We start from the raw sequence: 20682 nt of genomic DNA, 5'->3' as shown, positions 1-20682 counted from the left end.
TTTTACTTTTTGACATCCGACTTTTTCGTCACGATGTAATTGGTATCACTCGACACCACCACACCATGCTTCAAAAAGTTTTTACCTAAAATCATGCTGTACTTAAAACGCTCTCTGTCCTGAAGGTTAACCTCTATTTTCTTCTCCAGATCGCCCAGTTTCACGTGCATTTTAACCACCGGCCTGACGTTGGTTTTCTCGCCCTTCTTCGCGGTAATGTGCATCACATTGACCACTTCTCGAGTCAGCTCTTTTTTCACGCCATAATCGTTTTCGTAAGTGAAGCTCACCATGTCTTTGCCGTCTTTCTGAAATTGCTTAATATCGGTGGCACTGATTGAGCTAACGTCAGCCCCCGTATCCAGCTTGACCGGGAACAACATGCCTTCCACTTCAGCCACTTCAATATGACCGGCTCGGAATAACGGTTTGGCATCCAGGAGGTGATCCGCTCGCGTATTCAGCAACACGCCCCCTTTCGCCATGTCATGACCAAACACGAAAAATGGCTGGGTTTCGTCGTTCTCCAATACATCAATGGCAAACTCTATGGTCTTCTCTGTATTGCCAAATACGAAATCCCCTTCAACCACAGGGCGCACGATATCGCCCACTCTTAACTTTTTCACAACGGGTTTGGTGATTTTTTCCTCTTTGCCCTTTTCATTGGTTAAGTAATAGGTCGCAACCTCATCTTTACCTTTTTCACTCAACTCAAACCCATGCACACGCAGAAGCGGCGTTTTAACCGTAAAGGTCGGGTAAGCGGGTACTGAATAACCATCAATATTAACCGTCTCCTCAGGTGAGATAACCAGAGGTTTGGCTTTCAGTGCACTCTTAAAGCTCTTCTCAATACCGCCAAGCAGGTTTTCTTTATCAGTGTCGACCACAAAGTTCTGGCTAACCACATCGTTACCTAAGCGCAATTTTGAGCTGAGCTTGCTGCGATCACGCAGATAAACCAACCAGTGTTGAGTTTCGTTTTCCGACACTTTCACAGGTAAATACACCAGTGGTCGCTCACCTTTCGTCGTTTTCAGCATACGAATAAGTGGCAAGGTCATCGGGTGTCGCTTGCCGTTTTCACCTTCTAAAGTGAAGGTAACTTGCTTGGCTTTCTTATCTATTTTGATGTCCAGAGCATGCGCATTGGTGTAGCGACTGCGGGTCGAGATGCTGACTTTGTAAGGAACGCCTTCTACAGAGACAAGCTCTTGCTTACCAATCATTTTGGCCTTGGGCTGCTGCTGCAGGTAGTCATATCCGGCAAAGACCCACGCGTTATCTTTCAGATAGGTTTTTCCAATCAGAATTGGTGCAGAAAACTGCTTACGTGCGGTTAAGTTCACAACGGTATCAACGGTATGACCCGCTATCGTCATCGGCATTTTTACGTTTGGACGCAATATCGGTTTTGTACTGGTACGGCTGCGAATCGCACTGATACGTTCCAGATCATCGGTGACTGTGATCTGTTTGCCCGTGTAAGGGTGCTGAATGGTAAAACTCACTTTGACTTGATACGGCTCGAAAGTCCCCTCATCCCACTTGGCTTTGGTACCTCCCAGGTCATCGATGATCGCCCAAAGTAACTCGTTATCTTTCAGGTTCGAGAACTCTGGGTTCGAGCTGGTGACATGAATATTCTCGGCATGCATCGACGTGGTATCCGCCCCTGTGTCGATCTTGCCCATGAATGGCACATCACTTAACTCTGGAATCTCGCTGTAATAGACATTTTCTACCCGACCTAACACCAGTTTGTCATCGAGTTGGTAAATTGGATCTTGAGTGGTTGCGGAAAGAGATTGCGCCCAGCTAAATGGCGCAAAAAGTAAGGCACTGGTAAGCGCCAAAGCCAAAGACATTTTTTTCATCATGATTATCCCTATGAGCTAAGGTATGTACTTTAGTTGATAATCGAGGATATAAGTTCTCAATTTAATTAAAGTTTTGACACAAACCTGACTGATGTCCACCAGCGCCCGGTAAATTTTTGCACTGCTCGCGGAAAACATTGCAAATTCATCGAATGACCCCAATGTTTATACCTAACGAAACTCAACTGAATAAAAAGAGAATACACGGATGAGCCAAGCTATCTGTCGCATGATTGCTCAAGAGCTGAATGTTCGCCCAGAGCAAGTCAACGCTGCTGTCACCCTGATTGATGACGGTAATACGGTCCCTTTTATCGCACGTTACCGTAAAGAGGTGACGGGTGGCCTTGATGACACCCAACTGCGTATGCTGGACAGTCGCCTGTCTTACCTTCGTGAACTGGACGACCGTCGTCAAACCATTCTGAAATCTATCCAGGAGCAAGGTAAGCTGACGCCTGAACTTGAAACAGAAATCACTCAGGCAGACAGCAAAACTCGTCTGGAAGATCTTTACCTGCCTTACAAGCCTAAACGTCGCACTAAAGGCCAAATCGCAATTGAAGCGGGTTTAGAACCGCTTGCCGATGCCCTGTGGAATCATCCGCAAACAGAGCCAGAAAGCGAAGCCAGCAAATACCTTGATGCGGACAAAGGTATCGCGGATACCAAAGCAGCACTGGATGGCGCGCGTGCAATCATTATGGAACGCATCGCAGAAGACGCCAACCTGCTAGAAAAGATACGTGCACACCTGAACCGCAATGCGGAGTTAGTGGCTCGTGTTGTCGAAGGCAAAGAAAACGAAGGCGAGAAGTTTAAAGACTACTTCAGCCACAATGAGCCTCTCAGTAAAGTGCCATCTCACCGTGCCCTTGCGATGCTCCGTGGCCGCAACGAGGGTTTCCTTACCCTGGCAATGAATGCCGATCCAGAACAGGAAGAAGGCGTTCGTCAGTCTTACTGTGAAACCATCATTGCAGACCATTATGGCGTGACACTTAGCAATGCACCCGCAGATACGTGGCGTAAACAGGTAATCAGCTGGGCATGGCGCATCAAAGTGTCGATGCACATGGAAACCGAGCTGATGGGTGCGATGAAAGAACGCGCAGAAATCGAAGCGATTGATGTCTTCGCTACCAACCTGAAAGATTTGCTAATGGCAGCGCCAGCAGGCCCACGTGCCACGCTGGGTCTGGACCCGGGTCTGCGTACTGGTTCAAAAATCGCTGTGGTTGATTCCACCGGTAAAGTACTGGCAACCGAGACCATCTACCCTCACCCGCCACAAAAACAATACGATAAATCGGCTCAGATTGTGGACCAACTGGTACGCAAGTTTAACGTTGACTTGATTGCCATTGGTAATGGTACGGCTTCTCGCGAGACCGACAGCTTTGTCGCAGACCTCATCAAGCGCGGCAACCTGAAAGTACAAAAAATCATGGTCAGCGAAGCCGGTGCATCGGTTTACTCAGCTTCTGAGCTGGCGGCAAAAGAGTTCCCGAATATGGACGTGTCACTGCGTGGCGCTGTTTCTATTGCGCGTCGTTTGCAAGATCCTCTGGCGGAGCTGGTGAAAATTGATCCGAAATCGATCGGTGTGGGCCAATACCAGCACGATGTCAGCCAGTCGATGCTGGCTAAACGTCTTGATGCTGTAGTAGAAGACTGTGTAAACGCCGTCGGTGTGGACGTCAACACTGCCTCAGCGGCACTGTTGACTCGCGTAGCAGGCCTGTCAACGACAATCGCGCAAAACATTGTTGATTTCCGTGATGAAAACGGTCGCTTTGACGCACGCACGACACTGAAAAAAGTGCCTCGTTTAGGGCCAAAAGCCTTTGAACAGTGTGCCGGCTTCCTGCGTATTATGGATGGCAAAAACCCACTGGATGCGTCTTCAGTTCACCCAGAAGCCTATCCGGTGGTAAAAACCATTGCAGAGAAAAACAGTAAAGATATTAAAGCACTTATCGGTGACACAACCTTCCTTAAAAGCTTGCATGCTGTCGATTACACTAACGACAGCTTCGGTGTCCCAACGGTAACAGACATCATCAAAGAGCTGGATAAACCGGGCCGAGATCCACGTCCTGAGTTTAAAACCGCAACCTTTGCTGACGGCGTAAATACCGTGGCAGACCTAGAGCCAGGCATGGTTCTGGAGGGCGTGGTATCGAACGTGGCGAACTTTGGTGCCTTTGTCGATATTGGTGTCCACCAAGACGGGCTGGTGCATATCTCAGCACTGACCGATCGCTTTGTCTCTGATCCGCGTGAAGTGGTCAAAGCTGGCGATATCGTCAAAGTCAAAGTGATGGAAGTGGATGTGCAACGTAAACGTATCGCACTATCAATGCGTCTGAACGACGAGCCGGGCCAGGACAATCGCAGCCAGCGCTCTGCTGCACCACGTCGTAATGATCAGCAACGTCGTCAACCACGTCGTGATAATTCCTCATCAAATAATGCATTAGGAAATAACGCAATGGGTGGCGCTTTTGCCGCGGCTTTTGCCAAGGCGAAAAAGTAAATTCCGTTAAAAAAAGAAAACGCTCCGGTCAGTTAGCTCTGACTGGAGCGTTTTTATTTGAGTAGAGTGTTGAGTTATTACAATACTGCTATCACGTCTGACGGCGTATGAGGCGCGACCGAGTGACCATAGTGAAACGTGATCACCTTCCTGCGCCTTTCCATCAATCCTTGGTTGATCACAGCATCCAGAATGTGCTTTGGTAAGCGAAAGCGTATCGTATAGCCTTTGCCCTGCTCTTCACTGTACGACTTGAGTGCCAGTAAACCAAAAAGCCGTTCTAACGTATCCGCAGGCTGTTCAGTGTAGCGAGCATCAACATCAGGCTCTTCGTCATAACTAGGATGCTCGGCAGGATCCCAAGCAGACTGACGTCGCCGTTTGTCATCCCCTTTTACTTTGCGCTCAGCAGTGGTTTTTACTAATGCCGTCGTTGGCGTCACAGGCTCCCGGACTTTGTTGTCACGAGCCGCGCGCTCCGTTTGCACATTCACGGATGGGGCGATCAATGGCACACTTACGTTGGTCGGTGACACAATCATTGCGAACCCTCCTCAGAGTCGCCCAACTCGTCAATGTCGCTAGCAAATAAAGCCTAGCTCAAACCCTACATCGACCACTTTTTAAACAACTTGAGTTTTTTAACTCTCTCTCCACTATCGGAAAGCAAATTCTCGAACTTGTTCACAAAACGCGTCATGTTCTGTCATAAACGGCGCATGAGACGACTGACTGAAGATGCCATGCTCAGTGTGAGGTAACTGCTCATTCAGATCGCTGGCAACTTTAACTGGCACCAGACCGTCAAGGCGTCCATATAAACGCAACATCGGCATGCTCAGCGACGTAAGCGCGTCGCGTAAGTCAACATCAGCTAATATGTTTAAACCGACCAGCAATGAGTCTGGGTTCGGCTGCGGGCGAGAGAGCACCGCTTGCTTGAGCTGTTTGACATCTTTGCGGGCTGATGGGCTGCCCATCGCTTGCAGCGCCATAAAGCGCTCGATAGTAAGCGAAAAATCTTCCAGTAACTGTTCGGTAAAGGCACTCAGTACCTTAGGCTGAATCCCACGCCATGTTTTCTCTGCCGCAAATTTGGGAGAGCTAGCGACAGTGATAAGTTTATTCACTCGTTCCGGTGCATTAAGCGCAATATGAGTCGCCACCAGACCGCCTAATGACCAGCCCAGCCATACCGCTTTTTCTGGCGCGTCTTTTAGCACCATCTGAGCAATCTTAGCTAAATCTTCACCATGATGTTCAGCGCTGTGGCCGTATCCTGGAAGATCAACTACGTGCACCCGAAAACTGGACTGAAGCGACTCGGCGGTCTGCTGCCAAACGGCACCATTCATTCCCCAGCCATGCAACAACACCAAATCTGGTCCCTGACCAAACGACTGCCAGTGTAAATTCGTGTTCATGCTCTCAATCTCTCCCACTTAACTTACTCTTTACGCTTACATCTCGGCGTTAGTCTGTGCAAAACCTCCACCTGAATAAGTTGTATGTTATCTCATCACTGGCAAAACATCATGCATCGCGTGCTCGGAAGCCAATGTGGCCTGTGCAGATTGCCTCTGGACACATCACAACCGCCTAATCCTCTTCGTTGGTGTAACCAGTGCTTTCAGTGCCTTACCCCTGTTAAAAGGTGCCAACATTGTGGTTTGGCTATGCAGGAGACAGAAATAGAAGATTCGGTGTGCGGCGTATGCTTAACCGACCCACCTCCCTGGCAACGACTCTTCACACTTGGCGATTATGACTTTCCTCTATCCCGCGAGGTTCAACGCTTTAAAGATCATGGCGAGAGCTGGCACGTCGACGCGCTGACTCAGTTGCTTGCTACTCGTATTACCGCCCCGGCTCCACTTATCACCAGTGTTCCTCTGCATTGGCGACGCTATTTATCGCGTGGGTTCAATCAAAGTGATGTACTTGCCAGACATTTGGCATCCCACCTGCATCGCCATTTTGACCCTAAAGTATTTCGTCGTATCCAATACGCAGACTCTCAGAGAGGCCATACTAAAACCCATCGAGAGCGAAACTTACAAGACGCATTTTTACTCAATAAAACGCCGAAGTGTAAACACGTAGCGATCGTCGATGATGTCGTTACTACGGGCAGTACTGTGCGACAATTATGTCAATTATTGCTTGAAGTTGGTGTAGAAAGCATCGATATTTACTGCATCTGCAGAACGCCTGCTCCTACTTCGCTCTAGATCGCTTTACTATTCCTTATCAGGAAAAAAGCTAGACCCATACGTCAACAAGAGTAGAATAGCAGCAGTAACCTACAAATTTACTCGGGTATTGTCGTGTCAAATATTACTATTACAGAAACTGCGCAAACGCATTTCGCTAATCTTCTCGGTCAACAGCCGGAAGGGACTAACATTCGTATTTTCGTTGTAAACCCAGGTACACAAAACGCTGAATGTGGTGTGTCTTACTGCCCACCTGAAGCGGTGGAAGGAACCGACACAGAGCTCCCATACAGCGGCTTTTCAGCATACGTTGATGAGTTGAGCCTGCCATTCCTTGAAGACGCTGAAATCGACTTCGTTACAGACAAAATGGGTTCTCAACTGACGCTAAAAGCGCCAAACGCTAAAATGCGCAAAGTGTCGGATGATGCACCACTTGTTGAGCGTGTTGAATACGCTATCCAGACTCAGGTGAACCCACAGCTTGCTGGCCACGGTGGTCACGTCAGCTTGGTTGAAATTACTGAAGAAGGTGTTGCTATCGTTGCATTTGGTGGCGGCTGTAACGGCTGTTCAATGGTCGACGTAACACTAAAAGAAGGCATCGAAAAAGAGCTACTGAACCAGTTCTCTGGTGAGCTCACTGCGGTTCGCGATGCTACAGAACACGATCGTGGTGACCACTCTTACTATTAAGGTAAGTACTGTCATTGAAAATGGGAGACTCAGGTCTCCCGTTTTTGTATCTAGCATTTACCACGGTAATAAATTCAAGCTAGCAACTCAGACAGACTTTTCATATATTAAGAATCTTACGCACCTCGTAAACCCAACGACACTAAGGAGCCAGCGTTATGTCGAAAAGGACCCCACCAGAGATTCTCTCTTGCCAGACGGTCGCCAAGTCTAAGCTGTTTGCAGTGGAAGCCCTCGACCTTCGCTTTTCTAATGGCGAACATCGCACTTACGAGCGTATGAAACCTAGTGGTCGAGATGCGGTAATGGTCGTTCCTGTGACCGAGCAGGGGGATTTACTGTTAGTCCGTGAGTACGCCGCTGGTACCGAACGATATGAATTGGGCTTTCCTAAAGGACTTATCGATCCAGGAGAAACGCCACATCAGGCGGCAGACCGTGAGCTGAAAGAAGAAATCGGCTTCGGCTGCAACCAATTGACTCCATTAAAGCAAGTTATCCTCGCACCCTCTTACTTTTCGAGCAAAATGACCCTGTTTTTGGGTCAGGCGTTGTATCCGGAAAAACAAGATGGTGATGAACCAGAGCCACTAGAAATTGTGCGTTGGCCATTGGCGCAAGCTGAAGAGCTCATCACACACATGGACTTCTGTGAAGCACGCAGCATCACTGCATTGATGTTAGCGCTGAAACACTTACCCAATAGCACTCACAACCAATAACAATTACAGAGCCGAATCATCGTTGTGAGGAAGGACAATCACCTATGCCAATGACAAAAGATCTATCTCACCTTCTCCCTCAAGTTATTGAGATTGCCCGCAGTGCCGGACAACTGATTCTCGATATCTACCAGAAGAAGCAATACGAAGAATACACCAAAAGTGATGAGACCCCAGTCACCAGCGCGGATCTTGCTGCACACAAATTCATCGTAGAACGTCTGAGCGAACTGACGCCTGATATTCCCGTATTGTCTGAAGAAGACGCCGACATCAGTTTAGAAAAACGCGCCCAATGGCAGCGTTATTGGCTGGTAGATCCTCTTGATGGTACTCAGGAGTTCATTGCACGCAGCGGTGACTTCGCAACCATCATTGCTTTAGTCGATAACAACAAACCGACCATGGGTGTCGTATATGGCCCTGTCTCTGGTGTCACTTATTATGCCTACAGTGGAAAAGGGGCATGGAAAATTCCCGATATGTCCGAGAGCGTGAGAATTCACACTCATAAGCACGAGCAGCCCGGACAGAACATTGCAATTGCGATCAGTCGTCGTCAAGACATCAACCGCATCACCAATCGCATGAGCAGCGCCTGGAACTACGAGCTGATCCCACTCGGTTCTGCTGCATTAAAGGCGTGCTTAGTGGCTGAAGGTGCGGTGGACTGTTACCTGCGTTTAGGACCCACAGGTGAGTGGGATACCGCTGCAACACAGTGTATCGTTGAAGAAGCTGGCGGACGTATTCTGAGTACGCAATTAGAACCGCTGTCTTACAATGAGCGCGAAACCTTGGAAAACCCTAACTTCATCGTATTAGGTGATGAAACGCTGCCTTGGGATGAAATTCTTCAACGTAAAGATTAATTTTCTCTCCTCCAGCAGAGCGAACTTCTATAAGGCCACGAATCTAATTCGTGGCCTTTCTTTTTATTGCTGTACAGCGATTAGGGCATTTGGCCTACTATGATCCAAAAGCTATACAAGCTGCACAAAAACTCATAGATAACTTTAAAATCAACCAGTTATTCCATTTTGTTTGGGTTAGGCATTTTCTCGTACAGCAATTGGAGGGTTTGGCCTACTATGACCCAAAAACAAAAAGAGCTGCACATCGGCAGCTCTTTTCGGTATTTGATTTAGGCTTTTACTTAAAAGCGCCCTTTATAATCAAACTCATATTGACCTTGTGAGTTTGGCTTACCCAGCCATTGCAATTGCTCTCCCATCGCTGAAGGGAATTCAGCACCTGGCTTGAACCATGCTTGAGTCGAGTAGCGCTGATTTGGCATTAACTCAGCTGAAAACGCCGCGGAAACCTGCGCGCTATTTTGTTCACCAGACGCAGTCAGCACGCTATCTTTGCAGCTCAGATTAGCCACGACCGGACCGAGCTCTAAGCGGCCTAATGGACTCTGTATGCCACTCGCACTCCATACCAGCGTGCCATCGCCTGTTCCACACCAAGGAGAAGCATACGTTGCATGGTGAATGTTGAGTTCCAACTGCCCATCAATACCAACCGGAACTGGCAAGCGAGCCTGCTCAACCACTTTGATAGCAGGGACAGAAGCTACTAGCTCTTTGGCATACGCATCGCCAAACAAGCCATAACCGACGAAACCACGCCCGCGCAGGTCCATATCACTGCCACGACCAAAACGTACAGCAAACTCAGTTTTCCCAGCAAACAGAGCAGACCATTGGAAATCCCAGCTAACTTCACCCAGGTTTTGACGTTGCCAACGCACATTGGAAGCCTGACCTTGCCATATGGTGCCTTGAGCCCCCTGAATATCGAGTCCTCTCACCGTTGGACTATGTTGGAGTACCCAAGATACCGGTAACCCCATTAATAAACTCACAGAAAAGCAGACAATAAAGATGCCCGCATAAAGTACAACTCGCTTCAATTTATCCTCGCTTAAACTGCAGACGATTCACCTCGATCATGCCCGCCTGTTCGGTGCGGTCAATATCTAAGAACTCGACCTCGATACCTTGCTGTTCTTTCAAATAACGCAACCAATCAACTAACTGGTTAAAGGCTAGTGGCTTGATCCACACCTGAACACTCTCGTTACGCGGCTGTACGCGTATCAACTCAACCTTATAACGGCGTGCTGAAGAAGACACCAGTTGGTTAAGAGGTTGATTTGAGTAGGTCACACCACCACTCTTGCGCAGTGCCGTTATGTCGTCTGCTTTGTCTTGCACCCAGGCAAGTAGCTGTCTTTCACTTTGTATTCTTGATTGCGCTAACTCAGCTCGCTGACTCATCGGCTGTAATATGCCCCAGTAGATGACACCAACAATGACTAGGACTGCACAACCCATCATCATACGCTGCTCACGCTGTAAGATACTGCTCCACCAAGCTTGTACTTGAGCGATTAAATTCTTCATCACCACCTCACAAACGTTTCAAGACAAAACTGCCCATCACAACTTTGTCGTTGCGATTAAGCTGGCCTTGCTCGACATTAAACTTTTCCGCCAGCTTCACACGAGCCTGTTCAAAAGGCTGAAAATCCGAGCTGCTCGCGTGGATTCTGACTTCCCCACGCTGACCATCGTATTTGAAACTGGTGATTTGCAGATCCTCAACCTGACCTAGCGTGGCTGGAAGCGCGGCTAGCCAAATCAACATGGCTTCATCACCAGAACCACCAGATAAGCGACGCTCTTCATCCGTCATTTGACGTTTAAGGTAGCTGACGGTTGGAATGCGGTTTTTGCCTGGGAACACTTGGCGGAAAATGCGTTCACTTTCTTCACGATAAGCCTGAGCCTGAGCCTCATACTTGTGTACCATCAGCAGTTGTTGAGCGACCATAACCACTAACAAAACACCCGCCGCTATGGCGGTTTTTTGCCAAATTTTCCAATACTTACCCCAAGAGGATTTCGGCTTAAACTCCCCGGTGAGTAAGTTGGCTTTGCTTTCCACCACACCTCTGGCTAACAGCGCCATCGTCATTTCTTCTGGCTGAGGTACCCACACCTCACTGACAGCAGACTCCGGAACCGAACTGTAACAGTCGAGTTTCCAACCTATATGGCTTTGTAAATAAGAGGAGAGATAAAGGTCTAACCATGAAACATCTACCACCGCGCCTTCGGTTTGTGAGTGACGAATCAGCCACTGATCGCCCATAAGTGCTGCGCTGCTGTTCTCATTCACTGGTAATGCCAAAACATCTGGCAAAACACGCTTAATTGTCATTCCCTGGCTAGAGAAGCGCTGCAGCACAGTTTGGATCCATGCTCGCTCAACCGCACATACTTGCGCTTTACCTGCCTGCTTGCCTAATACGGTGAAGTGAAGGCTGTCGACATCTTGTGCCACTTCGTCTTCCACCAGATACGGCAGCATGGTGTCGAACTGACGTTCAGCGCCTGCGGGGATATCCACTTGAGTGAGCACGACATCGTTACTTGCCAGTAAAGCAAACACCGGACGCTGGTTAGCATAAGACACTAACTCATCCAGATGTTCCCACCCGGCGATTTCGCCGCTGGCAATCACTTCCTGTTGCTCTGTCGACCACACCACCCAAGGAATGGTACTTTGTTGTTCGCTACTCAGCCGAACGGTCAGAAACTCGCTCACTGATCCCTCCAAAACGACGGCGTACTACCGTCACTGTGTCTCTGTTTGTACTTTGCAAAAGGCTGCGGATACGAACGCGTGAGTCATCCACCAGCACTTGTGCATCTAATTCGAAGAAAGCGCTATCGACGCCTAAATAAGCTTTGGCTTCCTTCGTGATATTTTCATTTAAGCCAGCTAATTCTGACTCAGCCAAAAAGGCTTCAATATTGTCCCAGCCATCGAATGGACGCTTCTCAATCAACTGCACCGCGTCGCTGTTGCTCAAACCGGGTGAGAACATCGCCACTAAAATTGGCGCTTGTTCAATTTCAATCGTATTCACGTTCAGACGCCAGTCGTCACTTGGTAGTGCGCAAACCAACGGCGCTATTTTTTGGTAGAACTCGCCACTCACCTGATAGACTGAGCGCAACTCGGTTTTATCCGCCATCCAGCTGTTTGGTGATAAATAAGCCGGGCTCATCGCTTCGTAGGTACTGTCTTCTACACCTGTCGTCGAGCGAACCACAGCGTCACTGTCAACGTACTCCCAGGTCGAATCTGCAATCACTTCAGACTGATACGGATCCACTTCTGACTCTTCTAATAAACGCTGCAGAACCTGAACCAGATAAGGTCTGGCAGTTTGCTGGCTCGTCGGCTGAACACGGCTCAGCACATTAAGGTTAAAGCACGCTTGCTTATCCACAATCTGTCCTGACGCCTGTCCGTAATCAAGCGGATAAACCTGATCTTTGATTGCCCAAGGCTGGCTGAGATTAATGGTGTCAGTATCGTCATAGCTTTGCTCAATGCCCACTTTCGCCAATGCTTCAACGCCTAAACTATACCAATACGCCTGTTGGAAATTGATTTGGTTGCCACCGCGCTGAAACTGAGCAAACAGACGCTCAGACATGCTTGCAGCTACCGTGGTCATGATCGCCAGCAACATAAGGACGATAAGTAAAGCGACACCACGCTGACTTTTAGCCATTGTCACTCTCCTCTGACTCACCCAGTCTGCCATCCGGAGTAAGGTAAGTACGCGTGATCTTTCCGTAGTCCTTCAGCGTCAGTACCACGGAGACGGCTTTGGGTAAGGTATCGTTACTATCCCAATCACTCTTCCACTGATTGCCATCATAAAAACGAATATCGAATGCTTCGACTTGCGTCAGTAATGGCGTAACAATGCCTTCCTGCCCGACAGGTGTATCCGGGTAGCGCCACCAGATACGTTGCAGAGTCTCCCCTTTAAGGCGATACCCCACTTTAGTGACCTCACCACGAGGAAACTGCTGTTGCGGGTTGTGCCAGCCCAAACGCGCAAACATCACCCCTTTGGCATCGGAGTCCAATAAATAGTCGGACCAAAAGATCAGCTGACTTGTCGGCTCCTCTCCATCAGTACGAGTACGACGCAAGGCCATTTGACGAAAGTCGTTATCCATCATCACCATGGTGCGTTGCAGCTCATTCAAACGGGCTGTACGTTCCTGAGAAAGCAGGTTACTGCGCTGTATCTGCGACACGACCTGATACGCGGCAACACTCAAGCTGGCAAAGATCGCAATCGACACCAGCACTTCGATAAGTGTAAATCCTTTTTGCTTATGCTGCTTAGTCACGTTCTTCACTCTACTGCGCCACATAACTGCGTACCGTCACAACCGGACTTGCGTCTTTCGCTGTCGCGACGCTCACATCAAATGCTTTCAGCAATGGCTGCGTGGTAGCCACTGGCGCAACTTTCCAGTACCAAGTGCGCCCAGCCAGTTCCTCAGTGCCATTTTTCGCTTTGAGTTCACCAGTGTCTAACATCACATTAGCCATTTGATTATCCACAACCATTGCTGCAAACATTTTTTCTTCTAAGTAGCTGACCGTATTAATGTGTTGGCTTACTGAGCGAATCACACTAATGGCCGCTGTCGCAAAAATCGCCAGAGCAACCAGCACTTCCAACAAGGTCATGCCTCTGGTTCGGCGACCCGTTAAGCTCAGGTGAGTTCGCTTAAAATTGCGCATTCTCATCCTCTTCTGCTTCTTCACCCGGTGCTAATAACAAAATCTGACCGGACTCTTTACCCACGACACGCCAACCATCGTTCAATGCATCGCCATTCCTGGGGAAAAAAGACAAGATAAACGGCGTCAGTTCCGCACTGGAAAACACAAACACTTGTGGCGGTTTACTCTTTTCCTCTTCCTCCAGTTCGGCAAACATATCTTCATCAAACAGGGAGCCCGGTTCAAACAGGCGATCATCTTTATCCCAAGCCCCACCACCTAACTCCAATTGCAAGGCAATATCTTCGTCTAACGTGGTTTCACTGGGTATCTGCCGCATGTCTAATGGTTGCCAGCCCTCTGCGCTCAGGCTCAGTAATGCATAGGTCGATTTAGCATCGTCAATTCGGACACCAAAATCTTTACCGCTCAGTACCGCCTCTTCATTGAGCAGCAGTAAGCGCTGAAAAAAACTTTGGGCGTATTGTTTTGAAAGGTCTTTCTGACTGGTAGGCAAGGTGGTAACTACCGCTAACGCGGTCAGAGATAATAAAACCAGCACCAATAGAATTTCTATTAATGTAAACGCTTGATGTTTTCGCATTTGCTTCCTTGGCGCTGGTTTAAGGTTCACGGTTATTGGAAATCTTGCATATTCCAGTTGCCGATATCTGCAGCTGGACCTTCACCACCTTCTTGACCATCCGCACCCAGCGTAAAGATATCAATGGTGCCGTTATCGCCCGGGCTCAGGTATTGGTACTCATAACCCCAAGGGTCATTAGGCAGACGCTTAATGTAGCCACCATCACGGTAGTTACGTGGCTCAGGGTTTGAAGGTTTGCTTACCAATGCATCCAAACCCTGATCAGTGGTTGGGTAAACGTTGTTATCTAATTTGTACATATCCAAGGCATTTTCTAACGCCACAATATCGGTGATCGCTTTTTGTTGGTCTGCCTTTTCTTTGTTGCCAAGTAGATTTGGTACAACAAAACTCGCCAAAATACCTAAAATTACGACCACCACCATCACTTCTAACAGTGTGAAGCCGCGTTGTTTACTGCGCTTAAAGTTCATTTTTTTCTCCGAAGGTTAGATTCAAGCAATGCCCTTAGTAGACACTCCTTAACCTGAATATTATCCGCTCATTAAGTTATTCATTTCTAGCATTGGCATCAAGGTCGCCATGACAATGAACAGTACCAGACCAGCCATTAATGCAATCAAGACCGGGGTAAAAATACCCAATGCGATGTTGACGGTAGATTCAAAGTTCTGGTCCTGGTTATCCGCGGCACGAGTAAGCATGCTTTCCAGCTCGCCACTCTGCTCACCACTGGCAATCATGTGCAACATCATTGGTGGGAACAGGCGAGTCTGATCAAGAGCGCGACGCAAGCTTGACCCTTCACGCACATTGTCCGCAGCCACCAACACCTGTTGCTTCACATAGCGGTTCGACATGACGTCCACCGCGACACGCATCCCGTCAAGAATAGGGATGGCGCTGGAAGTACAAATCGAAAGTGTACGAGCGAATCTCGCGGTGTTGATACCTTTAGAAATCTTACCTAACAGCGGCAAGTTAAGAATTTTTCTATCCCAGGCAAGGCGGAAATCCGGCTTTTGCAATGCCAGTTTTAGACCATAGAAAAACACCACTAAGACAACAAAGATAATCAACCCCCACTCCTGAACAAACTCACTGGCTGCCAGAAGAACTTGGGTTGATTGAGGCAGTTCTTGTCCCATCTGAATAATAGGATCGATGATTTTCGGCACGACTGTCGCCAGCAAGAAAGAGACGATAGCAACCGCGAATACCACCAAAACCACAGGATAAATCATCGCTTGCAGCAATTTAGAACGCATTTTTTGACGATTTTCTACGTAATCTGCCAAACGCTCCAATACCGCATCCAAATGTCCTGATTTTTCTCCCGCCGCAACCATCGAGCGAAACAGCTCATCAAACACATGAGGGTAGTCTGCCAGACTATCAGCCAAGGCATAACCTTCGGTCACTTTAGAGCGAACCGCAGCCATCATGGTACGAATACGTGGTTTGTCCGCTTGCTCAGACACCGCACGCAAACATTCTTCCAGTGGCATGCCTGACTGCACCAAGGTCGACAGCTGACGTGTAATCAGGGCTAGCTCTGCAGTCTTAATACCACGCTTAAAACTGACTGAGCCTGAAGATTTGGCCGCTTTTGCCTTGGCTTCCATCACTTCAATCGGGATCATTCCCTGCTCTTTGAGGCGTTGGCGCACCTGACGTGCATTATCGCCTTCGATGGTGCCTTTCTTCTGTTTCCCTTTGGCATCCAGCGCTTTGTACTCAAATGCCGCCATTACGCTTCCTTCGTCACTCGCATCACTTCTTCAAGTGACGTAATACCACGACGTACTTTGCTCAGCCCATCACTGCGGATACAAGGTGTATGCGCACGTACCGACTTCTCGATTTCCAGTTCACCGGCTTCTTTATGAATCAGTTCTTGCACTTCCTCATCGACCAGTACCAACTCGTGAATACCCGTACGACCACGGTAGCCTTTCTGATTACAGAGCTCACAACCTTTCGCCCGATGCAAAACCAACGATTCAGCTTCACTCATGCCAAACAGCTTTTTCTGCTCACTGTCTGCTTCATAAGGCTGTTTACAATCCGGACACAGCGTACGTACAAGGCGCTGAGCCAATACGCCTAGAAGTGAAGAAGAAATGAGGAACGGTTCAATACCCATATCACGCAGACGAGTAATAGCCCCCACCGCAGTGTTGGTGTGAAGGGTCGACATCACCAAGTGACCGGTCAAAGACGCTTGCACGGCAATTTGTGCGGTCTCTAAGTCACGGATCTCACCGACCATCACCACATCCGGGTCCTGACGCAAAATTGCGCGTAGGCCGCGGGCAAAGGTCATGTCCACCTTAGTATTGACCTGTGTCTGGCCGATACCATCAATATCAAATTCGATCGGGTCTTCTACCGTGAGGATGTTACGCTCGTTGCTGTTGATTTCTTGCAGGCCAGCATACAAGGTGGTGGATTTACCAGAACCCGTCGGACCAGTAACCAGGATAATGCCATGTGGGCGCTGAATAAGATGACGGAAATTGTCATGCACCGAGGTCGTCATACCTAAGCTGTGCAGATCAAGACGCGTGGCGTTTTTATCAAGAAGACGCATTACCACACGCTCACCGTGTGATGACGGCATGGTCGAAACACGTACATCCACGGCACGGCCACCGATACGCAAGGAAATACGGCCATCTTGAGGTACACGTTTTTCTGCAATATCCAGTTTGGCCATGACTTTGACACGAGAAACCAGAAGTGGCGCCAGCTTGCGGCTTGGCGTCAGGACTTCACGCAATACTCCATCGACACGGAAACGGATAGAGAGCTTTTTCTCAAACGTTTCAATGTGAATATCCGAGGCACCTTCTTTAATTGCCTCTCCCAGCATCGCGTTAATCAATTTAATGATTGGGGCGTCATCTTCGGATTCGAGCAAATCTTCATCATGTGGCAACTCTTCTGCAAGAGAGAAGAAGTCATCGCTATCTGCACCGATATCTTCCATCAGCTGACGCGCTTCAGAAGAATCTCGCTGGTACGCTTCAGTCAGCTTTTTATCGAACGCTTCCTGATCGATAGGCTGAGGCACGAAGCTCTGCTTAATCACACGACGGACTTCGACCAGAGCCGCAGGATTAAGCGGCTCAACATAATAAAGAATTGGCGGGCGCTCAGGATGTTCAGTCTCCAGCACCAGTTTAAAGCGATTGGCAAAACTGAATGGCAGACGACGCATACTTGGCGCAGTGTCTAACATATCTACCATTAGTTCATACTCATCTGATCAAGAAATGCCTGGATCTCAGCGGGATGTTCACGATCTTGTCCATACTCAGGCATCAGTGGAATCTTATCATCCGACATCAGCTTCAAACCTTGTTCCGCTTTGTATAGCTGCTCTGCACGAATAAAGTTGTACTTACGCTGAGTAATACCATCCGCTGTCATTCCATCACGGATAATGGTTGGTTTGATAAACACCATCAGGTTACGTTTTTGCGTTTCCGTATTGGTTGATTTAAACAAATGGCCCAGGACTGGAATATCACCCAATAATGGAACTTTGGCTTCACTTTCAAGTGCACGCTCATCGACTAAGCCGCCCAGTACAAGCATCTGACCATCCTGAACCATAACGGATGTGTTTAATTGACGTTTAGCAAAGCGAACGTCAACTGCGCCATTGGCTCCTAAAACGTTCGACACTTCTTGTTCAATATTCAGCTGAACAGAGTCACCCTCGTTAATTTGTGGTACCACTTTCAGCTTGATGCCGACCTCTTTACGGTCAACAGTCTGGAATGGGTTGTCGTTGTTTGAGCCAGCCGTCGAACCTGTAATAACCGGCACTTCCTCACCAACAATAAATGACGCTTCACCGTTATCCATCACCGTAATACTCGGAGATGACAGGATATTAGAGTTTGAATCCGTCGCTACTGCGTTAATCAGTGCAGTCCAGTCACCCATTACGATACTCATCGCGGCGCCGTTTACACCACTCAATGCTGATGCCAGTGTTGAGTAATCACCTTCTTCGGTGTACTCACGTGACTGCCAGCTATTTGAATCCGTATCCCAGTAGCTTTCTGTTCGTGTGGTGTCTTCCGCTTCTTCTAAACCGACCATAACTTCGCCGATTTGCGCACCAGAACCGTATTGAATAACAGCACCTGTCTCTAACGAGCCCCATTGAACGCCAAGGTTAATACCATCACCTTCCGACATCTCAACAATCAAGGCTTCAATCAATACCTGTGCTCGGCGGATATCAAGCTGGGCGATAACATCTTGTAAAGCCATCATGATATCTGGCGGTGCAGTCAGCACGAGCGCGTTCGTCGCAGGGTGAGCGGCGATCACTACTTCGCCACGCTGAGTGGTTGCTCTTCCCTGACCCGCTTGTTTTTCCGCTTGAAGGTTATCAGACACACCTTTCAGTACATCGACCAAATCTTCGGCTTTTGCGTTCTTAAGGTAGACCACTCGGTTGTTGCCTTTGGTCGCCATCTCCACATCAAGCTGACGAATTAAACGCTTCAGACGAGCACGAACTTTCGGGTCACCTGAGATAAGAATCGCGTTAGTACGGTCATCAGCCACAATCTTAGGCTCTAGGAATTCTGGCGTGCTTTTCTGGTTGGTGCTTTTGTTTAATGCTTCCACAATACGCACCATTTCTGCCGCAGAGGCATTTCGCAGCTCAACCAACTCAATATCTTTGTCACCCGCCTGGTCAACACGTTTAATGATTTCTGCCAAGCGATTGACTACCGCCGCACGACCCGTGATCAGGATGATGTTGGCCGGGTCATAGTGAACCACGTTACCAGCACCGGCATTGTTGATTAACTGACGCAGCAATGGAGACAACTCACGAACCGATACATTACGTACAGCGACAACTCGGGTGATAACGCTGTCGCCCTGCGCGCTATTATCACCTAAAACTGGGATAGCAGAGGTCTTCGAGTCTTTCGCTTTGATAACTTTCAGCACGCCATTGTCCATCTCTACGACGGCATAGCCGTATACTTCAAGTACGTTGAGGAAAAAGCTGTAGTATTGCTCTTCATTCAGCACGTCATAACTACGGACGTCAATTTTTCCGCGCACCGATGGGTCAACAATGATGGTCTTTTCTAAGTTGCGACCAACAATATTAATAAATTCCTGAATATCCGTGCCTTTGAAGCTGGCACTAAATTCATTTGCTATCGCGCCCGGAGCACAAAGTAGGCTCCCTGCCAATAACCAAGCACTTTTGCTTAACCAATGTTTCACGTATGTCTCCCTGCACTTACGCTGATAGCCTAAGTATTACAATTGGATATAAATTTCGTACTGCTGACCTTCACGCTCAACAGTCAGATTCAGCTCTTGCGGATCGCTCATTATTCGCATCAATTCAGCTGAAGAAGAAGGATCACTTAAGTCGATCCCGTTTAGTTGTACTGCGATATCGCCAGACTCTAAGCCCACATCATTAAATAATGCCGCGTCGCGTCCCGGAGCGACTCGGTAACCAATAATGTCGTCACCATTCTTCACCGGCGAAATACTGATGTATTTAAAAACACTTTTCGGATCTTGAGCGATTTCCTCGCGGATTTGCTCCAATTTGTCACCAACGCCAGACTCCTGCTGGACAGCCTGCGCTTGTCTGAACTGTGGCGATTCAGATAACTTGTTGTACTCAATGCCCTGCATCATCAGAGTTTCATCACGGCCTTGGTTTTCAATGATCACTCGATCGACTAATACGGCTTTCAGTGTCGCACGTGTGCCTTCGATTTCTTCACCGATACCATAGGTTGCTTGCTTACCTCGATTGGCAATTACCGCTAGGCTGGTTTGCAGCTCATTACTGGCAACAGCGCCCACGAGAGTTAAGTTTAGACGAGTTTTAGGGGCATCTTTGACAACGGGTTGTTCGATGATGACAGGTTTCTGTTCCGTGTATTGGCCAAATAAGTGAGCATTTTGAAGGGCATTGAAATCAATCGCGTCGTTGTTACTGCCAGCAATAACGGTACCCGCTGAAGGTCTCCAAGGAGTTATCTCAGACGTTTGTGGTATCATTAACCAGACTATTTTTCCGAGCAGCCACCCGGCTAGCGCGATAAATAAACAAGTAAACAGCAAACTAAGCTTGGTTTGAATCGCGTAGTTGTTGGATTTCATCTGAGCCAGTAGTGGGCTACTTGATAATCCAGCGCTCAGCTCTATTCGCTTCACTAAATTGATTCCTTTCTTTCGAGTTAGGTCGAACGGGTTAATAAAAAAACATCGACTCTATCTTTCTAAAATGACAGTAAAATTACTAATAAACAAATAGCAGTAAACTATATCATAACGAATGTCGCTTACCTTTTTCTTCTTCAAGTTTTTGCCAACTCCCTTGAAAAAAATAGACCTT

20 protein-coding genes are annotated in these 20682 nt (G+C 48.2%); 5 read left to right on the top strand and 15 right to left on the bottom strand.

Features of this window, described 5'->3' with window-relative positions; translation table 11 throughout:
• Nucleotides 1–2: 2 nt before the first annotated feature.
• Complete coding sequence (locus RXX31_RS18335) at nt 3–1883, bottom strand: RimK/LysX family protein (RefSeq protein WP_317591149.1); 1881 nt, start codon at nt 1881–1883, stop codon at nt 3–5.
• A gap of 208 nt (nt 1884–2091) precedes the next feature.
• On the opposite strand from RXX31_RS18335, the gene RXX31_RS18330 reads away from it, so the two are divergent.
• Complete coding sequence (locus RXX31_RS18330; RefSeq protein ID WP_317591148.1) at nt 2092–4422, top strand: Tex family protein; 2331 nt, start codon at nt 2092–2094, stop codon at nt 4420–4422.
• 77 nt (nt 4423–4499) lie between these two features.
• On the opposite strand, the gene RXX31_RS18325 is transcribed toward RXX31_RS18330, so the two are convergent.
• Both RXX31_RS18325 and bioH read right to left on the bottom strand, forming a co-directional pair.
• Nucleotides 4500–4964: an ATP-dependent Lon protease gene (locus RXX31_RS18325; protein ID WP_317591147.1), complete on the bottom strand. Its 465-nt coding sequence runs from the start codon at nt 4962–4964 to the stop codon at nt 4500–4502.
• Nucleotides 4965–5078: 114 nt separating this feature from the next.
• On the bottom strand, nt 5079–5846 hold the full coding sequence (gene bioH, locus RXX31_RS18320) for a pimeloyl-ACP methyl ester esterase BioH (protein WP_317591146.1): 768 nt from the start codon (nt 5844–5846) through the stop codon (nt 5079–5081).
• Nucleotides 5847–5930: 84 nt separating this feature from the next.
• Between bioH and RXX31_RS18315 the strand changes: the two genes are divergently transcribed.
• The 4 genes from RXX31_RS18315 to cysQ all read left to right on the top strand — a co-directional run bounded on the left by RXX31_RS18315 (nt 5931) and on the right by cysQ (nt 8928).
• On the top strand, nt 5931–6653 hold the full coding sequence (locus RXX31_RS18315; protein WP_317591145.1) for a ComF family protein: 723 nt from the start codon (nt 5931–5933) through the stop codon (nt 6651–6653).
• Between the two features lie 96 nt (nt 6654–6749).
• A complete protein-coding gene (gene nfuA, locus RXX31_RS18310; protein ID WP_317591144.1) occupies nt 6750–7334 on the top strand; it encodes a Fe-S biogenesis protein NfuA in 585 nt (194 codons plus the stop codon).
• Nucleotides 7335–7492: 158 nt separating this feature from the next.
• Entirely contained in the window at nt 7493–8056 is a 564-nt protein-coding gene (gene nudE, locus RXX31_RS18305) for an ADP compounds hydrolase NudE (RefSeq protein ID WP_317591142.1), read from the top strand.
• Nucleotides 8057–8100: 44 nt separating this feature from the next.
• Nucleotides 8101–8928: a 3'(2'),5'-bisphosphate nucleotidase CysQ gene (gene cysQ / locus RXX31_RS18300; protein ID WP_317591141.1), complete on the top strand. Its 828-nt coding sequence runs from the start codon at nt 8101–8103 to the stop codon at nt 8926–8928.
• A 284-nt stretch (nt 8929–9212) separates the two neighbouring features.
• Here cysQ and RXX31_RS18295 read toward each other — a convergent pair whose 3' ends face one another.
• Genes RXX31_RS18295 through gspC form a run of 12 tightly spaced genes read right to left on the bottom strand, consistent with a single transcriptional unit; the run spans nt 9213 to nt 20501 of the window.
• Nucleotides 9213–9974, bottom strand: a complete 762-nt coding sequence (locus RXX31_RS18295) for a type II secretion system protein N (protein WP_317591139.1) — start codon at nt 9972–9974, stop codon at nt 9213–9215.
• A 1-nt stretch (nt 9975) separates the two neighbouring features.
• Nucleotides 9976–10467, bottom strand: coding sequence for a type II secretion system protein M (locus RXX31_RS18290; RefSeq protein WP_317591138.1), 492 nt, complete (start codon nt 10465–10467; stop codon nt 9976–9978).
• A 7-nt stretch (nt 10468–10474) separates the two neighbouring features.
• A complete protein-coding gene (gene gspL, locus RXX31_RS18285; protein WP_317591137.1) occupies nt 10475–11674 on the bottom strand; it encodes a type II secretion system protein GspL in 1200 nt (399 codons plus the stop codon).
• Nucleotides 11643–12653 (bottom strand): type II secretion system minor pseudopilin GspK, encoded by a 1011-nt coding sequence (gene gspK / locus RXX31_RS18280; RefSeq protein ID WP_317591136.1) that lies wholly within the window; start codon nt 12651–12653, stop codon nt 11643–11645. Before gspK ends, gspL begins: the two co-directional genes overlap by 32 nt.
• A complete protein-coding gene (gene gspJ, locus RXX31_RS18275) occupies nt 12646–13311 on the bottom strand; it encodes a type II secretion system minor pseudopilin GspJ (protein ID WP_317591134.1) in 666 nt (221 codons plus the stop codon). The genes gspK and gspJ overlap by 8 nt, the downstream gene beginning before the upstream one ends.
• Nucleotides 13298–13687 (bottom strand): type II secretion system minor pseudopilin GspI, encoded by a 390-nt coding sequence (gene gspI, locus RXX31_RS18270; protein ID WP_317591132.1) that lies wholly within the window; start codon nt 13685–13687, stop codon nt 13298–13300. The genes gspJ and gspI overlap by 14 nt, the downstream gene beginning before the upstream one ends.
• Nucleotides 13674–14273 carry a prepilin-type N-terminal cleavage/methylation domain-containing protein gene (locus RXX31_RS18265; RefSeq protein ID WP_317591131.1) on the bottom strand — a complete coding sequence of 200 codons (600 nt, stop codon included), beginning with the start codon at nt 14271–14273 and terminating at the stop codon, nt 13674–13676. The genes gspI and RXX31_RS18265 overlap by 14 nt, the downstream gene beginning before the upstream one ends.
• Nucleotides 14274–14305: 32 nt before the next feature.
• Nucleotides 14306–14749 (bottom strand): type II secretion system major pseudopilin GspG, encoded by a 444-nt coding sequence (gene gspG / locus RXX31_RS18260; protein ID WP_317591129.1) that lies wholly within the window; start codon nt 14747–14749, stop codon nt 14306–14308.
• A gap of 60 nt (nt 14750–14809) precedes the next feature.
• Entirely contained in the window at nt 14810–16027 is a 1218-nt protein-coding gene (gene gspF, locus RXX31_RS18255; RefSeq protein ID WP_317591128.1) for a type II secretion system inner membrane protein GspF, read from the bottom strand.
• Nucleotides 16027–17529, bottom strand: coding sequence for a type II secretion system ATPase GspE (gspE, locus tag RXX31_RS18250; protein ID WP_317591126.1), 1503 nt, complete (start codon nt 17527–17529; stop codon nt 16027–16029). Before gspE ends, gspF begins: the two co-directional genes overlap by 1 nt.
• Nucleotides 17529–19547 (bottom strand): type II secretion system secretin GspD, encoded by a 2019-nt coding sequence (gene gspD, locus RXX31_RS18245; protein WP_317591124.1) that lies wholly within the window; start codon nt 19545–19547, stop codon nt 17529–17531. Before gspD ends, gspE begins: the two co-directional genes overlap by 1 nt.
• A gap of 36 nt (nt 19548–19583) precedes the next feature.
• Complete coding sequence (gspC, locus tag RXX31_RS18240; protein ID WP_317591122.1) at nt 19584–20501, bottom strand: type II secretion system protein GspC; 918 nt, start codon at nt 20499–20501, stop codon at nt 19584–19586.
• Nucleotides 20502–20682: the final 181 nt, after the last annotated feature.

Origin of the sequence: Vibrio sp. EA2, from assembly GCF_033042495.1 — a bacterium.
Taxonomy (GTDB): domain Bacteria; phylum Pseudomonadota; class Gammaproteobacteria; order Enterobacterales; family Vibrionaceae; genus Vibrio.
This window is presented reverse-complemented; position numbering and strand designations above follow the sequence as displayed.